General features: G+C 40.3%; 19 protein-coding genes. 16 read left to right on the top strand and 3 right to left on the bottom strand.

The window, feature by feature from the left end:
• From G613_RS19680 to G613_RS0111790, 9 genes are all read left to right on the top strand, one after another.
• On the top strand, positions 1 to 240 hold a 240-nt coding region (locus G613_RS19680; RefSeq protein ID WP_029232843.1), incomplete at its 5' end, for a hypothetical protein.
• 114 nt (positions 241 to 354) lie between these two features.
• Positions 355 to 1,575 (top strand): glycosyltransferase family protein, encoded by a 1,221-nt coding sequence (locus G613_RS0111825; protein WP_029232842.1) that lies wholly within the window; start codon positions 355 to 357, stop codon positions 1,573 to 1,575.
• 246 nt (positions 1,576 to 1,821) lie between these two features.
• On the top strand, positions 1,822 to 2,301 hold the full coding sequence (locus G613_RS0111820) for a flagellar protein FlaG (RefSeq protein ID WP_029232841.1): 480 nt from the start codon (positions 1,822 to 1,824) through the stop codon (positions 2,299 to 2,301).
• A gap of 94 nt (positions 2,302 to 2,395) precedes the next feature.
• Positions 2,396 to 3,940: a flagellar filament capping protein FliD gene (gene fliD / locus G613_RS0111815; protein ID WP_029232840.1), complete on the top strand. Its 1,545-nt coding sequence runs from the start codon at positions 2,396 to 2,398 to the stop codon at positions 3,938 to 3,940.
• A gap of 77 nt (positions 3,941 to 4,017) precedes the next feature.
• Positions 4,018 to 4,419: a flagellar export chaperone FliS gene (gene fliS, locus G613_RS0111810; RefSeq protein WP_330361459.1), complete on the top strand. Its 402-nt coding sequence runs from the start codon at positions 4,018 to 4,020 to the stop codon at positions 4,417 to 4,419.
• Positions 4,420 to 4,473: 54 nt separating this feature from the next.
• Positions 4,474 to 4,953 (top strand): hypothetical protein, encoded by a 480-nt coding sequence (locus G613_RS0111805; protein WP_029232838.1) that lies wholly within the window; start codon positions 4,474 to 4,476, stop codon positions 4,951 to 4,953.
• Between the two features lie 343 nt (positions 4,954 to 5,296).
• Positions 5,297 to 6,166 carry a flagellin N-terminal helical domain-containing protein gene (locus tag G613_RS0111800; protein ID WP_029232837.1) on the top strand — a complete coding sequence of 290 codons (870 nt, stop codon included), beginning with the start codon at positions 5,297 to 5,299 and terminating at the stop codon, positions 6,164 to 6,166.
• A 114-nt stretch (positions 6,167 to 6,280) separates the two neighbouring features.
• Positions 6,281 to 7,831 carry a glycosyltransferase family 4 protein gene (locus G613_RS0111795; RefSeq protein WP_029232836.1) on the top strand — a complete coding sequence of 517 codons (1,551 nt, stop codon included), beginning with the start codon at positions 6,281 to 6,283 and terminating at the stop codon, positions 7,829 to 7,831.
• Between the two features lie 174 nt (positions 7,832 to 8,005).
• On the top strand, positions 8,006 to 8,830 hold the full coding sequence (locus G613_RS0111790) for a flagellin N-terminal helical domain-containing protein (RefSeq protein ID WP_029232835.1): 825 nt from the start codon (positions 8,006 to 8,008) through the stop codon (positions 8,828 to 8,830).
• Positions 8,831 to 8,932: 102 nt separating this feature from the next.
• On the opposite strand, the gene G613_RS0111785 is transcribed toward G613_RS0111790, so the two are convergent.
• Positions 8,933 to 10,099, bottom strand: a complete 1,167-nt coding sequence (locus G613_RS0111785; RefSeq protein ID WP_029232834.1) for a glycosyltransferase family protein — start codon at positions 10,097 to 10,099, stop codon at positions 8,933 to 8,935.
• Between the two features lie 93 nt (positions 10,100 to 10,192).
• On the opposite strand from G613_RS0111785, the gene G613_RS0111780 reads away from it, so the two are divergent.
• Genes G613_RS0111780 through G613_RS0111750 form a run of 7 tightly spaced genes read left to right on the top strand, consistent with a single transcriptional unit; the run spans position 10,193 to position 17,408 of the window.
• The gene (locus G613_RS0111780) at positions 10,193 to 11,866 is read left to right on the top strand and encodes a glycosyltransferase family 2 protein (protein WP_029232833.1); all 1,674 of its coding nucleotides are present in this window, start codon (positions 10,193 to 10,195) and stop codon (positions 11,864 to 11,866) included.
• Between the two features lie 13 nt (positions 11,867 to 11,879).
• A complete protein-coding gene (locus tag G613_RS0111775; RefSeq protein WP_029232832.1) occupies positions 11,880 to 12,848 on the top strand; it encodes a glycosyltransferase family 8 protein in 969 nt (322 codons plus the stop codon).
• A 1-nt stretch (position 12,849) separates the two neighbouring features.
• Positions 12,850 to 13,818 (top strand): glycosyltransferase family 8 protein, encoded by a 969-nt coding sequence (locus G613_RS0111770; protein WP_029232831.1) that lies wholly within the window; start codon positions 12,850 to 12,852, stop codon positions 13,816 to 13,818.
• Positions 13,815 to 14,867 (top strand): glycosyltransferase family 2 protein, encoded by a 1,053-nt coding sequence (locus G613_RS0111765; RefSeq protein ID WP_029232830.1) that lies wholly within the window; start codon positions 13,815 to 13,817, stop codon positions 14,865 to 14,867. The genes G613_RS0111770 and G613_RS0111765 overlap by 4 nt, the downstream gene beginning before the upstream one ends.
• Position 14,868: 1 nt before the next feature.
• Positions 14,869 to 16,023 (top strand): FkbM family methyltransferase, encoded by a 1,155-nt coding sequence (locus tag G613_RS0111760; protein ID WP_029232829.1) that lies wholly within the window; start codon positions 14,869 to 14,871, stop codon positions 16,021 to 16,023.
• A gap of 18 nt (positions 16,024 to 16,041) precedes the next feature.
• Positions 16,042 to 16,887 (top strand): glycosyltransferase family A protein, encoded by an 846-nt coding sequence (locus G613_RS0111755; protein ID WP_081647875.1) that lies wholly within the window; start codon positions 16,042 to 16,044, stop codon positions 16,885 to 16,887.
• Positions 16,888 to 16,916: 29 nt separating this feature from the next.
• The gene (locus tag G613_RS0111750; RefSeq protein ID WP_029232827.1) at positions 16,917 to 17,408 is read left to right on the top strand and encodes a glycosyltransferase family 2 protein; all 492 of its coding nucleotides are present in this window, start codon (positions 16,917 to 16,919) and stop codon (positions 17,406 to 17,408) included.
• Here G613_RS0111750 and G613_RS0111745 read toward each other — a convergent pair whose 3' ends face one another.
• The gene (locus tag G613_RS0111745; RefSeq protein WP_029232826.1) at positions 17,409 to 18,590 is read right to left on the bottom strand and encodes a glycosyltransferase family protein; all 1,182 of its coding nucleotides are present in this window, start codon (positions 18,588 to 18,590) and stop codon (positions 17,409 to 17,411) included.
• A gap of 23 nt (positions 18,591 to 18,613) precedes the next feature.
• On the bottom strand, positions 18,614 to 20,149 hold the full coding sequence (locus G613_RS0111740) for a motility associated factor glycosyltransferase family protein (protein WP_029232825.1): 1,536 nt from the start codon (positions 20,147 to 20,149) through the stop codon (positions 18,614 to 18,616).
• Between the last annotated feature and the right edge of the window lie 77 nt (positions 20,150 to 20,226).

The raw sequence follows: 20,226 nt of genomic DNA, 5'->3' as shown, positions 1-20,226 counted from the left end.
AATGTGATACCAAGATTAGACAAAGTCGAGACAGATGTTAAGGTAATCAAAGTTGATCAATTGGAGAACACAGTTATTCCAAGAGTCAATACGATTGAGTCATGCTACTTAGGCACATCAAAGCGTTATATGGATTCTACAGAAAAATTTGATGCTGCTATAACTGATATAGAAGTTATGAAGCGGGCAATTCAGAAGAATTCTGCTGATATTCAGGAACTTCAACGTAAGCAGGCGTGATAGCTCAGATAATTAAATAGTTGATGCGAAGATAGAGCCGGTACACTAGCATGTGTATCGGCTTTATGTAATAATATAGATGTAAAAACGAACACAATAGACAGTGGAGTTAAAATGCGAATTCTATATTATGACTGGGATGAATTTAATGGAAAAGATTGCAGAGATGCCATGGTAAGACTGGGCCATCAGGTAGATACCATCAAGGTTAAGATGGAGGGCTATGACCTGACACCGGAGTTTGAAAAGGCGTTTGCTGAGAAGATAAACCTCTACGACTGCGTCTATAGTTTCGATTACTTTCCTAACATTTCTGAAGTGTGCCAGAAGTACGGCATGCCCTATATTTCTTGGGTATTCGACTGTCCGCATTACACCTTAGATTCTCACACCACAAGTAATGATGTTAATCACATATATCTTTTTGATAAGCGTCTTTACAACATGATGTGTTCCAAAAATATCGCTGAAACAGATATTGATGCTACTATATCATCCAATACTCAGGGTAATAGTAGGCAGTCCTTTAAATATTCACCACTCGCAGTTAATGCTGAGAGGTTGTCTTCGCTATGCCATGACCTTGATGCTGAGACCGGCGGCAAAATAGTATATCAGCACGATGTGTGCTTCCTTGGAAGTCTCTATGATAATGAATACAATTTCTATGATCAGGTAAACTACCTTCCACCCTACCTTAAGGGATATGTTGATGCTGTTATCGCAGCCCAGGAGCGGGTGTTTGGAGCAGACTTTTTTACAGAGGATGCGATATTCTCTGATGACCATGTAAGACAGCTTCGTGAGTATATCAAATTTGAAGAAACAGGCAAATATGAGATAAACTATGACAACGTTATCCGTGATATTCTCAGGAAAAAAGTGACTGTGAATGAGCGTCATCATATCTTAGAGCAGATGGGTAAACGCTTTGAGACAGTTCTTTATACTACGCCGGGAGCCAGGGATATACCCGGAGTCTGCAACATGGGCGTGGCTGATTACACAACCAAGATGCCCAAGGTCTTTCATCGCAGTAAGATCAATCTCAATATCACTCTGCGTTCAATTCTTTCAGGAGTACCTCTGCGAGTTGTAGACATTCTTGCGGCAGGTGGATTTCTTTTGACCAATTATCAGGAGGAGATTGCGGAGTACTTCGTAGACGGGCAGGACCTTGTTATTGCCTACACTCCTGAGGATATGATCGAGAAGGCTGCTTATTATCTTGAGCATGAAGACGAGCGAGAGACAATTGCGCTTAACGGGCAAAAGAAAGTTTTGGAGAACTTTGCCTATACGAAGCTCCTGCCTAGGGTACTGAGCTTGGAATAATTCTTAAATTTCTATAAAATCTTACAATTTCACTAATCTAATCTATAAACATTACAGCCCTACATCCGATATATGTGATAAGAAAGACTGCACGATTTTTATGCACAAATTTGCGGCCACAGACCATTGAGAAAATGCCGCAGATCGCATAGCTTCCAGTCTTCATTACATAGATCTAAATACAACAAAACGCTAGCAACGTATAAATAAGGATTTTTCCTGATTCTGACATGGAGGTATAGGATTATGGGAATCGAAGCAATTAACGGCTTTAGTCCGCTTATTCAGCAGACGCAGCCACAGGTAAGGACACAAGTACAGGAGCAAAGCCAGTCTCAGTCTGAAATAGCATATGCTGAGGCTAATGGTGGTACTCAGAATATTGAACTCAGAGTTGAGGCTACTGATAATTCAGCAGGCTCTAATAGTGATTCTCAGAGTGGAGCACAGGCGTATAGCCAGAGCCAGACGAAGCTTGCAGAGACTGAGGAGCAGATCCAGGCTGATAATGCCAAGGTTAAACAGGCAATCACTGAGATGACCAAGAATGCCAAGTCCAGCGCAGAAGCTGTTTTTGGAATACATGATAAGACAAACCGCGTAACCATCAAGATGGTGGATAAGGAAACCAAGAAAGTCATCAAGGAATTCCCACCGGATGAAACTTTGGATATGATCGCCAAGGTTTGGGAAATTGCTGGAATCATGGTAGACGAGAAGAGATGATCAAGGGTTGATCAGAGGCTGCAACCAGCATTGTGGCCTATAACGACACGGACGTCAATGTAACATACTCACGGATTGAGAAAGGAGAAAGCCTATGCCTATCAGAATAACAGGAATGAATTCAGGACTGGATACTGAGAGCATCATAACCGCTCTTACCAGTACCAAGAAGAGCAAATGGGATACCGCTGTAAGCGACCAGAAAAAGCTCTCCTGGAAACAGGACAAGTGGAAAGAATTAAATAAGAAGGTTGTTTCTTTTTATAATGGCGCACTCAGTAACATGAGATTTTCAACAGCCTATACCAAGAAAACAACTACAGTATCAAATGCTAACGCAGCATCAGTTGTAACCGGCGATGGAGCCATGGATGCAACTCAGACTCTCAGCATTAAGAATCTTGCCAAGTCTGCATACCTCACAGGACAGGAGGTTAAGCTGGCTGGTTCCAATACAAAGGCTACAAACGAAACCACAATGGAAGAGCTTGGTATCACAAGCGGAACACTAAGCTTCAAGATTGGAAAAGCTCCGGAAGACGGCGAAGAAGATACACGCGAGGTTATCTCTGTTGATGTAGCTGCCGGAGATAAGATTGAAGAGGTTCTTTCAAAACTCCGTAGTGCCAAGACTGAATCCGGCACATCACTTAACTTCAACTATGATGAGAAGAACGCAAGATTCTATGTTTCTTCCAAGGAAGCCGGTGCAGATGCATCCTTCGATATAGTTGAAAATGATACCATGGCAGCTCTTGGATTTAGCAAAAAAGCTGACGGATCAAACTATATTGAAGGTTCTGACGCTACCATCGTTCTTAACGGTGAGACCTACACATCCAAGTCCAATACTTTCGAGATCAACGGACTTACGATCACAGCCAATGAAGTAGCTGAGAACATTACACTTACAACCAAGCAGGATACAAGCGGCATCTACGACAATATTAAGAACATGATAAAAGAGTACAACGACCTCATGAAAGAGTTCGCTAAGCTCTACAATGCAGATGCAGCCAAGAAATATAAGATGCTCACTGACGATGAAAAAGACGCCATGAGCGACAAGGAAGTTGAGGCCTGGGAAGATAAGATCAAAGATGGACTCCTTTCGAAGGACGAAACAATTGGAACAATCAGAAGTGCCATGAGAGATATGATGAACTCTTCTATAGAAGTAACTCTCAAGGATGGTTCCAAGAAGAGCCTCTCTCTTGCAGCTTTCGGAATTTCCACAGGAAGCTACTTCACTACAGACGAAGATGAGAGAGATGTGCTTCACATCGATGGTGACAAGGATGATACAACATCCAGTGGTAATACAGATCTTCTTAGCGGCTTTATTTCTTCAGATCCACAGATGGTACAGGAATTTTTCTCAACACTTGCCAAGAATGTTTACAGCAAGTTGTCAGATCTTATGAAAGGTACTCAGTACAGTAGCTCTTTTACCATCTATGAAGACAAGCTTATGGCTTCTCAGTACAGTGCCTATAACACCAAGATTTCCAAGGCCCAGGAAGCATATGAAGCTGCTCAGGATAAGTATTATAAACAGTTCTCCAAGATGGAGACAGCCCTTTCCAAAGTTAACAGCACAAGCGGATCATTATCCAGCTTCTTTGGAGGAGGCAGCTGATAACGGCAAGCATGCAGTAATTGCATAATCCTATAACGGAATTACAAGAAAAAAGATAACACGAAGGAGCGTAAATTATGCCAGTAATGACTGCACAACAGAATGCTTATGCACAGTACAAGAACAACAAGGTTATGTCAGCTTCAGGTCCGGAGCTCACATTGATGCTCTATGACGGAGCTATTAAATTCCTCAATATTGCTGACTTTGCAATTGAGAAAAAAGATGTTCAGAAAGCTCACGAGAATATAATTAAGGTCGAGAGAATAATTGAATATCTTCGCAATACCCTCGATATGAAGTACGCTGTTGCACAGGATTTCGAAAACATGTATTCTTATATTGCGAGAAGACTTGTTGAGGCCAACATTGGTAAGGATAGAGAAATCATTGCCGAGGTCAACAAGCACATGCACGCAATCAGAGATAACTGGATCGAAGTTATGAAAGCCAATCACGTATACGTTAAGGATGCATGAACAGTGGCTTAGCAGAATGCATTGCATATAGCATTGGAAAGTATGAGGGGAAAAATGTTAACATCCAGCCTGGACATGTTAGAAGACAGTCTGATAAAAAAGATCGATATCATGACTAAGATTGAAGAGGAAAATGAGAAGCAAAGAGAGGTGCTCTCAAGTATGGATGAAGCGAGAGAACCTGAATTTGAGCAAACCGTCGACAGAAAAATGGAGCTCATTGATCAGTTAGAACTCTTGGACGACGGATTTCAATCTCTTTTTGACAGGGTAAAAGAGGAAGTTAATGGAAACCGGGAACTGTATAAAGATAACATAAAAAGAATGCAGGACCTGATAAAAGAAATAACTGGCAAAAGCGCTTCCATAGAAGCAAGCGAACATAGAAACAAACGTCTTGCGGAGGAATTTTTCTCAGCAGCAAGACAGAAGATGAACGAGAGCAAGAGATCTTCGGCGGCGGCCTTTAATTACTACCAGACAATGAACAACTTTAAGGATGTTCCGCCACAGTTTCTTGACAACAAACACTAAGAATAATTACAGAAGACACTTCCAAAAAAGAATTGGAAGTGTCTTTTTTGTGTAAACAATTAGTTCCATATATTTTTCTTCCCCAGGCCAGTAAAATTCGCCTATCGGCTAGTTAGTCCAAAAACTTAATAGCAAAAGGCAAAATTTTTAAAAAAAATTTCAAATTGTAGAAAAAATATAAAAAAAAGTTTCAAAAAGGGTTAAGTTATCAGATTAAGTGCCGATACTATTAGTGAAAAGAAAAACAAAGCAGCCATGGAAGGGACTCCGCATAAGGTCTGCACAATAAAAATAAGATGGAAAGGCAGCAGGGAAGCGGGCCCCGGTCATGGAGGAATTGAATATGGTAGTACAACACAACATTACTGCGATGAACTCTAACAGACAGCTCGGTATCACAACTGATGTCCAGGCTAAATCTTCAGAGAAACTTTCTTCTGGTTATAGAATCAATAGAGCGGCTGATGACGCTGCTGGTCTTGCTATTTCCGAAAAAATGAGAAGACAGGTAAGAGGTCTTACACAGGCTTCTGCAAACGCTCAGGATGGTATCTCAGTAGTACAGACTGCTGAAGGTGCGCTCAACGAAGTTCATGACATGTTACAGCGTATGAACGAGCTTGCTGTTAAGGCTGCCAATGATACACTTACAACACAGGATCGTTCTTATATCCAGCAGGAAATCACACAGCTTTCCGATGAGATCACAAGAACAGCCGGATCAACAGAATTCAACAACCAGCATCTTCTTGACGGAACATTCACAGCAAAAGAGCTTCAGGTAGGTTCAGAAACAGATAGCAGAAACCAGATTGAAATCTGTATCGTAAAACTTTCTGCAACAAGTATCGGCGTTGGTGCAGTATTTAAGAGTAGTGATAATGGTGTCGGTGTTGATGGCGACAAAGACCAGATCAGTGTAATGTCTCACTCACAGGCTAAGCACTCCATCGAGAACATCAAGCAGGCTCTTATCTCTATTTCAAAACAGAGATCTGACCTCGGTGCTATTCAGAACAGACTTGAGCACACAATCAAGAACCTCGACAACGTAGTTGAGAATACTCAGGCAGCTGAATCCCAGATCCGTGATACAGATATGGCAGAGGAGATGGTTAGATATTCTAACAACAACATCCTTGCTCAGGCAGGTCAGTCAATGCTGGCACAGGCCAACCAGACTAACCAGGGTGTTCTTTCACTCCTCCAGTAATATAAACTCAGTAGATAAAGCAGATAAAGCGATAAAAATCCATAAGCACAAGGGCGGTGGCTATAAAGCCGCCGCCTTTTTAACATTTCGTATTTGTTATGGAGACAAATAGTCATGGGTAATGATGAACTAAATAACCTGGATATGGAAATCTTTTTAAACCCTTATAATGTCACGAGGCCGATAAGTGCCATGGTAGACAGGATAATTGGAAGTGCTGACGGACTTGATGACAATGGGAGAAAAGAACTGGCAAAAACTGTAGCTGATCTGGCTGAAAAAGCCAAGGGTGAGCTATGTATTTTTTTATACTCGGTTGCAATTTATCTTGATAAAAATCGGGATTATCTTGTTTCCATGTTAAAAAGCGCCTACACATACAGAGATTATATCGGGGCAGATAATATATTTTTTGTTTTTCAGCAGGCTATAAGCCTTTCCTTCCGCTTTCATCAGATGGATGGGGAAGAGGTGCTGATACTAAAGAATCGTCTATATAAGTGGTGCCTGGAAAAATATGCAGAGCTTTTAAAAGATGATCTTATAAAAATCCCACTTTGTGAGCGAGACAGGAAAATGGTTCTGGTTATTTCCAGTCAGGTGATTGAGCCATTGCATGGGCCTACAAAAGCTACGCTCGATAGATGTAAGATGCTTATGGATGCAGGCTACAAGGTGCTTTTGATTAACACGGCTGACTTACTGGGCAATGCCTCTACAATGCAGTATTGTGAGAGGGTAATGGCCAGCTATGTTGATGAATACTTGGAAAAAGAGTATCTGGAGTGGAAAGGGACTAAGATCCCATTCTTCCAGTGTGAAAACAACATGCCAAATATCGGTACCATAACACAACTTATAAATGCAGTGAAAGGAATGAAACCGTATTTTGTCATATCTATTGCAGAGGGAACCATATTTGAAGGACTTCTTTCCAAAATGATACCTGTTTTCTCTGTTCCAATGACGATATCGGAGCTTGTTGTCAGTGGAGCAGGGTACCAGGCCTGTTCTCCAAATAAAGATGAAGTCTTTTATCGGCAGCTTGAAATACTTGGGCTTGAAGAGCACCAAACAATAGAAACAGTATTTGGATTTTCTTTGATGGAGCAAAAGAGTACAAGAACAAGACAGGAATTTGGAATTCCAAAGGATTGTTTTTTACTGACAACAGTTGGAGCAAGGCTTGATACAGAACTTGATAACTCTTTTTGGGAGATGTTTAGAAAAGTAGTAGCCCAGATACCAAGTGCCAAGATTATGCTGATTGGAGACTATGAGATAAAAGATGAAATTCAGAATCTCAAGGACCACATTCTGCCTATGGGATATATTGAGGACTTACTAAGTATCTATGATTTATGTAATCTGTATGTTAATCCCCACAGAAAGGGAGGCGGAACAAGCGCAGTAGAAGCAATGGCAAAGGGAATTCCGGTAGTTACCGATTCCTTTGGAGATGTGGCTGGAAATGTGGGAAAAGACTTCTGGGCCGCCGATTATGATGATTATGTAACAGTAATTAAAAGATATTATGAAGATAGACCATATTACGAGGAACAAAGAAGGCTTGCCAAAGTTAGAGCAGATGAACTCCTAAGCGCCGGAGATGAATTTATGAAGTCTGTGGAGGAATTTGAAAGAAGGTTTAGAGAAGAAGAATAGGAAAAATATTTTTTTATATTTAATTTATAATTTTAGGGCTAAAGTTTTTAGAATTATAGTCGATAATAAAGGTGTAAAACAAATGAAATGTTTTTTGGCCAGCACTGAAAACATTTCCTAACAAAGCAAACGAGCTGCATGGAAGCAGCCGTATTTATCAAGGAGGATAAAATTATGGTAGTACAACACAACATTACAGCGATGAATTCAAACAGACAGCTTGGTATCACAACTGGTATCCAGGCTAAATCCAGTGAGAAACTGTCATCTGGTTACAAGATCAACAGAGCAGCAGATGATGCAGCAGGTCTTGCAATTTCAGAAAAAATGAGACGTCAGGTTAAGGGTCTTACACAGGCTTCTGCTAACGCTCAGGACGGTATCTCTGTAGTACAGACAGCTGAAGGTGCATTAAACGAAGTACATGATATGCTTCAGAGAATGAACGAGCTGGCTACAAAGGCAGCTAACGACACTCTTACAACATCTGATCGTAGCTACATCGCATCAGAGTTGAACGCTCTTTCAACTGAGATCACACGTACTGCAACTGCTACAGAATTCAACAACCAGCAGCTCCTTAACGGTTCCTTCACAGGAAAAGAGCTTCAGGTTGGATCTGAGACAGATTCTCAGAACCAGATTCAGGTTTGCATTAAGAGCATGAGCGCAACTAAGATCGGTGTTCAGCAGAGCAACATCAAGGTTAGCTCACACGACAAGGCTAAATCTGCAATCACAAATATCAAGGCAGCTCTTGAGTCAGTATCTCAGCAGAGATCTGATCTTGGTGCTATCCAGAACAGACTTGAGCATACAATCAAGAACCTTGATAACGTTGTTGAGAATACTCAGAGTGCTGAATCACTTATCCGTGATACAGATATGGCTACCGAGATGGTTAAGTATTCAAACAACAACATCCTTGCACAGGCAGGTCAGTCTATGCTGGCACAGGCTAATCAGTCTAACCAGGGTGTTCTTTCACTTCTCGGCTAATAATATCTGCAATAAATGTTTAAAACATCTGTTTGAAACATTGCAACTACCTAAAAGGGTCCCGGTTTTCCGGGGCCCTTTTTCTGAGTAAAAATATGTTTTTTAATTGGCAATTATCTTTATGATTTCGATTACGCGGTTAAGAGTAGAATTAGAAGCTTTTACTGTCTGGTAACCTTTAGCTGCTATCTCAAGCCGCTTATCTTCATGGCTAAGATAATAATCTATCTTTTCTATTAACTCATCGTGGGAATTGTATACTTCTATATCTTCACCAATCTTGAAATAGTCAGAAAGCTCATCCTGATAATTCGTAAGGAGAAAACCTCCGTTTCCAAGAACATCCCAAACTCTCTGCGGAATACCGGTCTTTATGGATCTGGTACTGATATTAAGATTAATTTTACTCTGGCTGAAAACCAGAGGCATCTCAGTAATGGTGTTAACCGGGCCGTGGCATGATATGCCTCTGGTGGCTGAAACATCCGAGTTTGTAAAAAGATTTATCTTTTCACCATAGCTTTCCCCAAGCCTGTTCATGATCAGGACTCTCTCAAGATAAGTCATGTGGGGGCTTAAATAATTATTGATGGCTACGAATCTATCCAGATTAAAGACACTCAGATCAGAAGGGTAAAAGTCGTCTGCAGCAAGCTTTATCTGAACCACGTCTTCATCGCCTATTTCTTCTTCCAGGAGATTTTGACCGCAAATAGTGCTTTCCATCTGATTTCGCATAAGCTCTTCATAGCGAATCTTCTCTTCATCAGAAATTTTCAGGTTAATAAAAGGGTCTTTTTCGTTATACAAAGATCCAACAAAAGAAACATCATATTTAAAGTCGACCGCATTCTGAGTGGCAGCATCAAGCCTTTCCACAGCTGCTCCAAGAGCCAGATGAAAGATTCCTTCCGGGTTCTCATCCCTAACGGAAAGGAACTGCTCCTGGTCAAAAAGAAATACTCTGTTACAGGAATTACGAATGGTTTTGTTGTAGATTTCAAGCATGGGACATGTAACACTGACGCTTACATACTTGACCTTAAGATGCTCACAAACAATTGAGATATACGGGAAAAAGTTAATGGTGAATACGAACATGGGAGTGGCAGAACGAATCTGTGAGTCTACGGCCGCAATCTGAGATTCCAGATCAGTGGCACCCAGAGAATCAAGAAATACCTCAACTACATTAATTCCAAGCTTTTTAAATGCTTCAATGTAATCAGGCTCACATATGTTTTTGTATCTGAAAAAAACAATGTTCAAACCAGTGTCCTCCCCACTTCATCATTACAATAATTATACGATAAAACGTTAATTTTTGATATAATATACATAGGGATTCTATGTGGAGATGCCATGAAAATAACAGCGATTATTATAGACAAAAATACACCTGAACATATTGAAAGAACTAAGAAAAGCCTTGAAGCACAGGAAAACTTCTCCGGTGAAGTTGAAATATTGGTCCAAAAGGATGCAAACCAGGCTATATCAGAAAGCACAGGTGACTATATTTTATTCATAAATTCCGGAGATGAGATAAACTCCCATCTTTTTGGAGCAATAGACAATCTATGTCAGCAATTATCAGATACTCCGGACATGTTTTCTTTTAATCTTACAAATGCCCTTAATGATTTTGAACTTTTCATAGATGAACCTTTTGATACCAAGGATGCCAGTATCTATTATTTTGCAGATTCTGACAGTAGAAGGAACTTTTTAGGGAAACTGCTTATCGATGAGAGAATCTTTTGCCATGCCTTCAAAAGAGAATTTCTCATAGATTATGGGCAGGAACTGTCAGAAGAGGCACTTTCTGACGAGTCTGTTTTTGTATATCCTCTTTTACTCATGGCATATTCTGTGTGTTTTATCCCGGAGAATGGCTATTGCAGATTTGAAGATAATATGCCATCTCTAGAAGCTAACAAGAGAATCGCGGATAACATGCAGCTTCAGACAGCTCTTTTTCAGATGTTAAGCGAAGTTCCGGAGATCATGAGTGAGTATGGAGAAATAATCATTGCTCACTTTATAGAAAAATACTACTTAAATACCCTAAGGCTTGCCAAAGCTCTGGATATTAACAATGAATTCTCACTTTCGGTATTTCAGGCGCTTCAGTTTGTATGCCTGAAAATTGCGCCAAAGTGGATTGAGAACCAGTATATTTTTGCCTTTAGTCAGCATGACAGGGAACTTTTAACCTATCTTAACTGTCAGTTTTCATCTGATGCTGAGCTCCACGATACTCTTTATCAGAAGGGACTGGTCACAGTAATAATAGACACCTATAACAGGGCAAAAGACCTGCCAAGGGCAATAAAAAACATCATCGCCGAGACCTATCAGAGATTTGAGATTGTGGTAGTTGATGACGGATCTTCAGATAATACGGAAGAAGCGGTAAAGAGGTTCACAGATGAGAGAGTTAAGTATATTAAGAATCCTCAAAATATGGGCTTAGCCGCCTCAAGAAATGTTGGTGTAAGAAATGCCAAAGGCTATTACATCACTTTCCAGGATGACGATGACCTCTGCAGACTTGAGAAAATAGAAGATCAGGTTAGGTTTCTTCAGGATAGAGATGGGGAAATCGGCATGACCTTTCATGAGACCATAAACCACATCAACAGGATGGAAAACAGAGGAAGCGATGTGATTATAATGCCTTCCAGAAGTATTCCTGATGTCAAAAAAGACGGCTACATTTTCCCGGCTCTTTTACCCTGGAATTTCATTACCGGTCCGTCAATGATGATAAAAAAAGAATGCTTTGACAGGTCGGGACTTTTTGATGAAAGTCTATTTTCTTTTGAGGATTGGGAAATGACTCTTAGAATAGTCAGGGATTTCAAGGTTGGCTTTATGAAAAAACCGCTTTACGACTATTATCAGACATCCCACGGGCTTCTTTTTAACGACAATCCCGAACACAGAAAGAAGGTCGTTGCCGCTCTTGTTGTAATTGATAAAGAGTTTGAGGAAGACAGGAAGAAGTACAATATCGATTCTATTAAGAAATGAGGGCTGATATCTAATGAATGTGGCAGCATCTTTTAACAAAAAATACGTCAACTACGCCATAGTTATGCTTACGTCATTTTGCGAAAGTAACCCTGGGCATAATGATATTTTTATTATGCACAGCGAATTGGAAAAAGAAGATATAGATAAGCTTTCTGCTGCTTTGCAAAAATATGGCGCTGACATTTTTCCGATAGATGTTTCCAAGGAAATTAGTAACCTTAATCTTCCTGTTTCAGAGGATTGGAGTCCGGAGATATACTACAGGCTTCTTCTTCCGGATAAGCTTCCTGGTCATGTGGACAGGATTTTTTATCTTGATGTGGACGTTATTGTTCATGGGTCGCTTCAAGATCTGTATGAAGAAGACTTTGAGGGTGCTGACCTAAGAGCTTGCCACGATTCAAATAATACCAGTACCCTTGATGATTTTAGCGATAAGACCAAAGAGATGCTGCTCCCATTGTATGGAGAGGAGTTTCCTTACTTTAATTCCGGCGTGCTACTTATAAATATTGCTCAGATGCGCGGAAAATACACCTTCCAGACCTATCTTGATGCTATGGAAAAGTGGGATTATAAGATGGATGCTCCGGATCAGGATATTTTGAATTACATTCATCATGACAAAGTTAAATACATGAACTGGGAGGAATATGATCTTTTTGCCAGGATGGCTTATAGCGCAGGTTGGAGATACGAAGAGGTAAAAGAGAAAAACAAGATAATTCATTTTGCCGGGGCAAAGCCCTGGAATTTTGACAATACACATTATGAGATAGAACGCTTTTGGTGGGAATATGCCGCACTTACGCCTGTATACAGAGATCTGATGGAAAACTTTATCGAGTATGCTTTGACAAATACTTATCTTGAAGATGAGGCAATAAGATTATGCAATGAGAATAAGGAATTTGCGAAGGCAATAACTGATTTATATGATGCGTTGTCTAAACTTCAAGCATCCACAAAAGGGAACTGATATGAATATAATTACCGCTCTTAACAGGAAATATATACCCTATACTTTTACAATGCTGCTTTCGTTATGCATTAACGAAAAGGAGCATATAGATGCATATCTGCTAAACAGCGAACTTACCAGTGAGGATGTAGGAGAAATCAGAAAGGCTCTTTCCGAATATGATATAGAAGTTCATTCTTTGACTGTGGATAGGCAGAAATTCAGCGACAGGCTGCCTCACAATTCACAGTGGAGTATTGAGACCTATTACAGGCTAATGATGCTGGAGCTCCTTCCGCAAACTGTTGACAGGGCCCTTTATCTTGATGGAGATATGGTTATAAATAAGTCACTTTCTGAATTGTATCACGTGGAGTTTGAAGGGGCAGAGATTATAGCCTGTGATGATAAAAGCGGTCTGAACATCCCGGATAGCTATGGGCCCAAGCACAATGAGATGTTTAGGGAGGCCTACGCACAGGAATATAGGTATTTCAATGCCGGAGTAATGCTGCTCAATATTGAAGAGATGAGGAAAAAGTACTCCTTCCAGACGTATCTTGATGCATTTGAAGCCTGGAATTATCAAATGGAGGCTCCGGATCAGGATATCCTGAACTGGGTGCATTGGAAGAAGGTGGCATATGTGGATTGCATGGTGTATGACCTTTTTGCCAGAGTCGCCCACAACGCCGAGATAACCTATGAGGAGGTAAAAGAGGGAACTGCCATAGTCCATTTTGCAGGAGCAAAGCCCTGGGAAAATGGAAACTTCCACTTTGATATAGAAAGGCTTTGGTGGGATTATGCCAAATTAACGCCCTATTATGATGAGCTTTTAAAGGGATTTGTCGAAAGTGCCATGACAGATACGACTGTTGCGGATTATTTACGTGGTCTTGTAGATTCATGCAGACAGCAGAAGGCCACAATAGATAAGCTAATGGATGGAATAAAAAAGATAGCAGGTGCTAGGAGCGGCGGATGACACAGGAACAACTTGAATTATCCAGAATGTTTTTAAATCACATGAATCCAAAACGTGATATTTCATGCGTGGTGGATAGAGTTATTAAAAGGGATAAATACGATGTTGCTGTTGTTATTCCATGCTACAACGTTGAGAACTACGTTGAGAAGGCCATTAGATCAGTTCTTGAGCAAGAAACCACAAGAAACATTCAGATAATAGCTGTTGACGATGGCTCCACTGATTCTACAGGGAGTATCCTTGATTGCTATGGTGACAATGAGAATGTAATCATAGTGCATCAGGAGAACAGAGGGTTTTCCGGAGCCAGGAACACAGGACTTATGTACGTGGATGCAAAGTACATTTTTTTCCTTGATTCGGATGATTACATACTTCCTGATTGTTTAGAAAGACTCATTGAAATTGCGGAAGAAAAGCAAGCTGACATTGTAGGTGGAGGAATTCTTAGATTTGATTTAGATGATGATGAGCCGGATTACAGCGGATTTACAGGGAAGATACAGGAGCTGTCTTCAGAAACGGCAGAAGGTTTCATGTGTGGAAAGATATTTAGATCAGAACTATTTGATAATGTTGCTTTCCCTGAAAGCTATTGGTTTGAGGACGGCATATATGCATATTTGATAGCTCCAAGATTTAAGAAGTCCTGCATACTGGACTACCCAGTGTATATGTACAGAAGAAATTACAATGGAATATCTGCAATGTCACAGGGAAAACCTAAAGCAATTGATGCCTACTGGCTTAGGGAAATCTTTTTACAGGACATGGAAAAACTTGGGATTGAATGCGACCAGCATATGTACGAAATGCACCTTTCCGAGATGGCTTTAACCTATGTCAGAACTAATGACCTCGATATTAACGTAAAGACCGCTATATTCTATCTGACAATGGAGTGGATAAAGCCTCTTCATGAAAGATTTACTTCGATCAATAAGTTTCATTCTGTATTAGAGAAGAGCATAGAGCTTGAAAACTTTCAGACCTATTGTGATGGTTGCGCAATAATCTGGAACAATAAGCTAAATGGTGGTGAGTAATATGGATAAATTAAAACTGGTATTTGTTGATACTTATAAAAATGGACCGGATCATCTGGATTATGTTTTTAAGGCAGATGCAGTTGAATTATGTGAGCTGTTTACCCTTGATGGACAGGACGGTGTAGACCTTACATCCATTGGTGATTATAGCGGCTATGATTATGCTGTTGTCACTATTGTTGAGCGTGACTTTGAGAAAATTAGAAATGTTCTGACCCGTTTGGGATTAACATCTGATAAGCTGATTTTTCTGTCACTGGATGAAATCATATGTGATGACTTCGAAAAAGTCAGAGATTATTTCCTGAATGAATATCTTGAAATGATGAAATACCAGAAAGTAAAAATGCAATACGAGTCCAATATAATGGGGGATTATGCACTTGTTACAGTAGAAGGTCTCTCTTATGTAAACACTGCAAGTGATGACACTATCATGGTTAAAATGTACTACAAGAAAGAGAATTTCTCAAAAGATAGCATAGATGCCTTTTATGAGCTTGGAAATAAGTACTTTTCCTTTTCCGATAAGCAGGATTTGTTCTGTGATATAGGTGCCAATATTGGAACAACTTCTATTTATTTTAAAAAGAAACTGGATAATTCCTTGAAGATACTAGCCTTTGAACCTGCGAGAATGAATCATAAGCTATATAGAGTTAATGCCATTTTGAACGACATAAATGACGATGAATTAACTCTTGCTAAATATGCAGTTTCAGATGAGCGGGCTATCTGTAAATTTGAATATAGTGCAAAGAATCCCGGAGCTAGCGGCTTAATCTCCGGATGGGAACCGGATGTATCTATTGAGGAAGTTGAAACTATCCCATTTGATGAATATGTGGAAGAAAACGGAATCGATATAAACAGGATTAAATGGGTATGGATTGATGTGGAAGGCTTTGAACCTGCATTTTTCAAGGGCGCCAGGAAGACTTTAAGCAGTATAAATGTTCCGATTATCTTTGAGTATTCTCCCAAACTTTACAGGGAAACCGGAAGATGGGACGAATTCAAAGAGCTATTATTTGAAATGTATACTTACTTTTTAGTTATGCAGGAAGGTGGTGACAAGATACACCCTATGCAAGACATTACGTATTATGAAAACTTTGATTTCCAGTTGGACATAATGCTTTTTAAAGCTTGAAAAAAGTGAAAGGAATGGATGATGGAAGGTAAAGGGGATATATCGGTTGTACTGACTTTATACAAGAGACCGGAGATGCTTCTTAGGCAATTGGAAGCAGTCGAAAACCAGACAATAAAGCCTAAAGAGATATTTCTTTTCCAGGATCATATTTCCAATGGGATTTATACCATAGAGCTCGAGGAAGAGATAAAAAAGAGATTCACAGCCATTCGCATTTGCAATGAAAACGTGGGTGTATGGGGAAGATTTGTCTACGCCAATGAGGTGGCGACCTGCCCGTATGTTGCCGTTTTCGATGATGATACGATTCCGGGGAAGCGGTGGTTTGAAAACTGCATGTCCCACATGGAGAAAAAGGAAGCCATTTACGCCACCATAGGTGTTGGACTTCAGCAAAATGCGGACTATCCCAATAAGGGATTTTTCAGAGTCGGATGGGGCGAACCCTGTGACGAGGCAGTAGAAGTGGATTTTGGATGTCATGCCTGGTTTGTCAAAAAAGAGTATCTGGAGCCAATGGCAGAAGAGGACTGCGCGTTCAGGAAAAAGTATACCCATGTTGGCGAAGATGCCTATTTGTCTTTTAGCAATTGGAAACGAAACGGAGTCAGCACTATTGTTCCGCCTCATGTCATAGGTCAGGAGGAGTTCTGGGGAAGTGATGTTAAAACAGGACTCATTGTGGGACAAAGTAGTGTTGCTGTCTCTCTTAATCCCAATAATCTCCGGAGTATGACAGAGATGATCAGGGACTATAAGGCAGACGGATGGGAAACACTGGCTTTTAGGAAAAAGGAGTATTTTGATGAGCTTGTGGAAAAGATGAGAAATGTTGGAAACAATTCCCAAATTCTTACGTGATGATGAGGTTTGTGTATAGGAGATAAAAAGTGGCAGAGATATCAATTCCAAAGATTACAGCAGTACTTACGCTTCGGGATAAGCCGGAAAATCTGATTCCTCAGTTGGAGGCTATGGAAAATCAGACCCTTCCTGTTTCAGAGATTATTCTTTATCAGGACAGGCTTGATAATGGCGTATATACCATCAAACTCTCTGATGAGATCAAAGATAGATTCCATCAGATTTTCATTAGTGATAAGGCTTCTGGCGCGGGGCAGGAACTTGAATTCATCAGAGAAAATGCGCAAGGAGACTATGTCTGCATTTTGGATGACAGAGCCATGGTTGGAAACAGATGGATGGAAATGTGTTTTTTCCATATGCTGTTAAAAGAAGGGGTATACAGCACCTATAATGGTGAGACTTCGGAAAGTGGACTGGCACTTATAAATGACTGGCCAACGCTTAACCTTGATGAAAAAGAAAGAGATGAGGTTATTCTAAAAAATACCTGGTTTATGAAAAAGTCCAGTGTCTGATTAGAATACACTTAATATTCTATCTATAATAAAGTCAAAGCGGCTATTCCAAGTGTCATAGGAAATAGCAGTATTATACCCATTTAGGGCAATCTTTTCAGCGGCTTTTGGGTTATCCAGAAGCCATTTTATATCCGCTGCCATTTGCTTTGGGTTGTTAAGATCGAAAAAGATGATATTATACCCGTCGCGGTAGTTAAATCCAAGATAATCACTATAGTCTGTAACACACAAAGAGCCATTTAGCATGGCGTCAAATACCTTCTCGCTGCTACCCTTTTTAAACCAGGGCATAAAACATAGAGTGATTTTTGAATCACTTATTTTGGGCAATAACTCATGAATATCAATTCGGTCATGGACGGATATATTACTTGAGAATGGATAATCATCGCAAATCCATGAACCTCCGAATATTTCCACATGAACTCCGGCTTCATCCAAAGCCTTCATTCCTTCAAGTTTGGTTTTTCTTCTGGCTACAGTTTCAATAAATGCTCCCGTTTCTGCCTTTAAATAGTAGCTCTTTTCGTTATCCGTATTCATTCCGCTGAGACTAATATATTGGTCTATTATCTCGTCTACAGACAGACTGGGATTGGCAAGGATAGACCTGATAGTGTATTGATAGTATTCCTCGCCTCCATCCACCATGAAATCTATTTTGGGAAAAGAAAGAATGGGCTCGTGACAGTTTCCTGTATATAGCACGTCAATAGACCTTTCTGCAAAGGGGGTGTTAGTTCCGCAGCTTGTACCACCATTTGGAGAAAAGTATATTCCGGCAAGCTTTGGATAATATTTTCTCATATAAGAAACATGGTCGTAATCGAGTGCAAAAGCATAAATGTCACAGGGAGGATTTTTGAGGGTGTCCTCAAAACTTCTTGGGTGGTCTACAAGGCAGTCAAATACAGGAATGCCGCGCTCTTTCCATAGATTAACTCCTTCATTGGAACTTAAGCTGGCACCTATGTTGTTAAACATGAATACTGCTACGTTTTCTTTGGATACATATTCCTGAAAAGCTGGTGAATTATAGGTTTCAGGATGCTCTGCATCTGCCAGGTAATAGTCAACACCATGAGTATCAAGGTATTTTATCAATTGTTCTACAAAGAAAGACAATACAGGGTGAAGCCCTGTAAATACTATGATATGTAAGTCCTTTTCCGTAATCATAGTAGCCTCCTGGTTTAGTCTTATTATGATTTGCAGCCCTTTATGTAGGCACCGTATTTGGATTTGTTATAAAACGACACCTGGGGATTTTGGGCGATTATAGCTTCCATTTCGTGTCTGTAGGATTCAAATAGGGCGGTAGTATTTACCATTTGCCCATCTACAGATTTGGTCAAAATATAATTCGAATTGTCGGCGGCTTTATTGTCCATGGTTCCGGATGCATGAGTCTGACCGCCCGGATAAGCCAAATCAAGGCCAACCAGATCGATTTTTTCTGCTCCGAGGAAGGCGGCAACTTCTGCGGCAACGGCTGTAACTGTTCCTCGTATTTCCCGGCACTTAATGTTTCCGGTTTTGTAGGTAAGGGAAGAAAAATAGTTACCGTTTGTAGGAATCATGTATACATTTCCTTTGTGAAATTTCTTGAATTTCCAGTTGGCGCAGTCTGAGATAATCAGTGTAAGGAGGCTGGTATCTACACCTTCCAGATGGGAATAAGTGCGTTCCTGCATATCTATAGCTATGGTGAGGTCCGGGACAATATCCTCTTTCAGTAGTCTTTTTACAGCTGTTGTAGCAGCAATTATGGTAGATGAGCCCTTTTTACTTTTTATGTAGTCAATGTTGTAGTCAAGGGATGGGCCGGCACCAACAACTATCCATTCATGTGGAAGGACAGATTTATCGATAGCATCGATAAGGGGCGGAGTATTTTCATAATTGGAGTAGAAATTTCTTTCAACGTTCTTTAAAAAGTTGGCAGTAGTGGCGTTTTTCTCTCCTATTGCAGCAGCTAATGTAGAATTAGCCGACTCTATCGCGTCAAGCATTTCATGTTCGATATAGAACGTTGTAAAAAGCTCCTGGCCCTCCGAAAGATGTGTATTTATCACGGCGTTAATAAGTTGACTTATGTCGGAACCTGTTATTACGTGGATTTTATCCTTGGGAATCCAATCTAAAACACCATATTCCCTCGCATAGGCAACTCGTTTTGCATCTGTTTCATAGATATAGATATCAGCCATATGATCAGAAACTTCATATATTTGCCATGCCATATATCCAAGACCGCATCCAAATGTGCAGAAAACCTCGGTCATTGGAGTACATAGGGTATTTGCTTTCTCATAGGCTTCATAAGCGGGATCCAGATTGCTGCAAAATTGCAGACCTGAGCGGGTATCCTGCAGACATAGAAATCCACTTTGGGAACTAAATAGCCTGTAGGGATCATCGGTGACATCAATTGGCCCTCTAAGTGACATGGCTTGGTAGAGGTTAGGAATAAGCGCTTCAATCTCATCTGCTGCTTTTGACAGATTTAAATGTTTTATGTAATCAGATGTGCTCAGGATTACTTCCCAGATAGTATTTCCAAGTTCGTTGTCCCATTCTGCGGTTCGCCTGCAAAAGGATGCCATTGTAGGGGTCTGCTTGTCCCATGTGCTCAGAACTGCATCTGTTTTGCCACCCCGGCAATAACTGATCATCTTTTTAAAATTAAAGATCAGATTGGCCTCGTTATATATTTCTTCCAAGAAATCCACTGCCATATAGAGAACTCACCTTTCAATGCACAGTAAGTAACTGGCTCTTCTAGTAATATTATATTACATATTGTGATAAAATA

Origin of the sequence: Butyrivibrio sp. VCB2006, assembly GCF_000420945.1 — a bacterium.
GTDB lineage: Bacteria > Bacillota > Clostridia > Lachnospirales > Lachnospiraceae > Butyrivibrio.
Note: the sequence above shows the minus strand (reverse complement) of the source record. Positions and strands in the feature narration are given on the sequence as shown.

Bases quoted from the DNA above. Each gene is read 5' to 3' on its own strand.
- fliD (WP_029232840.1), top strand. From the start codon at position 2,396: ATGCCTATCAGAATAACAGGAATGAATTCAGGACTGGATACTGAGAGC.
- G613_RS0111765 (WP_029232830.1), top strand. From the start codon at position 13,815: ATGACACAGGAACAACTTGAATTATCCAGAATGTTTTTAAATCACATG.
- G613_RS0111745 (WP_029232826.1), bottom strand. From the start codon at position 18,590: ATGATTACGGAAAAGGACTTACATATCATAGTATTTACAGGGCTTCAC.
- G613_RS0111760 (WP_029232829.1), top strand. From the start codon at position 14,869: ATGGATAAATTAAAACTGGTATTTGTTGATACTTATAAAAATGGACCG.
- G613_RS0111825 (WP_029232842.1), top strand. From the start codon at position 355: ATGCGAATTCTATATTATGACTGGGATGAATTTAATGGAAAAGATTGC.
- G613_RS0111795 (WP_029232836.1), top strand. From the start codon at position 6,281: ATGGGTAATGATGAACTAAATAACCTGGATATGGAAATCTTTTTAAAC.
- G613_RS0111740 (WP_029232825.1), bottom strand. From the start codon at position 20,149: ATGGCAGTGGATTTCTTGGAAGAAATATATAACGAGGCCAATCTGATC.
- G613_RS0111800 (WP_029232837.1), top strand. From the start codon at position 5,297: ATGGTAGTACAACACAACATTACTGCGATGAACTCTAACAGACAGCTC.
- G613_RS0111820 (WP_029232841.1), top strand. From the start codon at position 1,822: ATGGGAATCGAAGCAATTAACGGCTTTAGTCCGCTTATTCAGCAGACG.
- G613_RS0111770 (WP_029232831.1), top strand. From the start codon at position 12,850: ATGAATATAATTACCGCTCTTAACAGGAAATATATACCCTATACTTTT.
- G613_RS0111780 (WP_029232833.1), top strand. From the start codon at position 10,193: ATGAAAATAACAGCGATTATTATAGACAAAAATACACCTGAACATATT.
- G613_RS0111805 (WP_029232838.1), top strand. From the start codon at position 4,474: ATGTTAACATCCAGCCTGGACATGTTAGAAGACAGTCTGATAAAAAAG.
- G613_RS0111755 (WP_081647875.1), top strand. From the start codon at position 16,042: ATGATGGAAGGTAAAGGGGATATATCGGTTGTACTGACTTTATACAAG.
- G613_RS0111775 (WP_029232832.1), top strand. From the start codon at position 11,880: ATGAATGTGGCAGCATCTTTTAACAAAAAATACGTCAACTACGCCATA.
- G613_RS0111790 (WP_029232835.1), top strand. From the start codon at position 8,006: ATGGTAGTACAACACAACATTACAGCGATGAATTCAAACAGACAGCTT.
- fliS (WP_330361459.1), top strand. From the start codon at position 4,018: ATGCCAGTAATGACTGCACAACAGAATGCTTATGCACAGTACAAGAAC.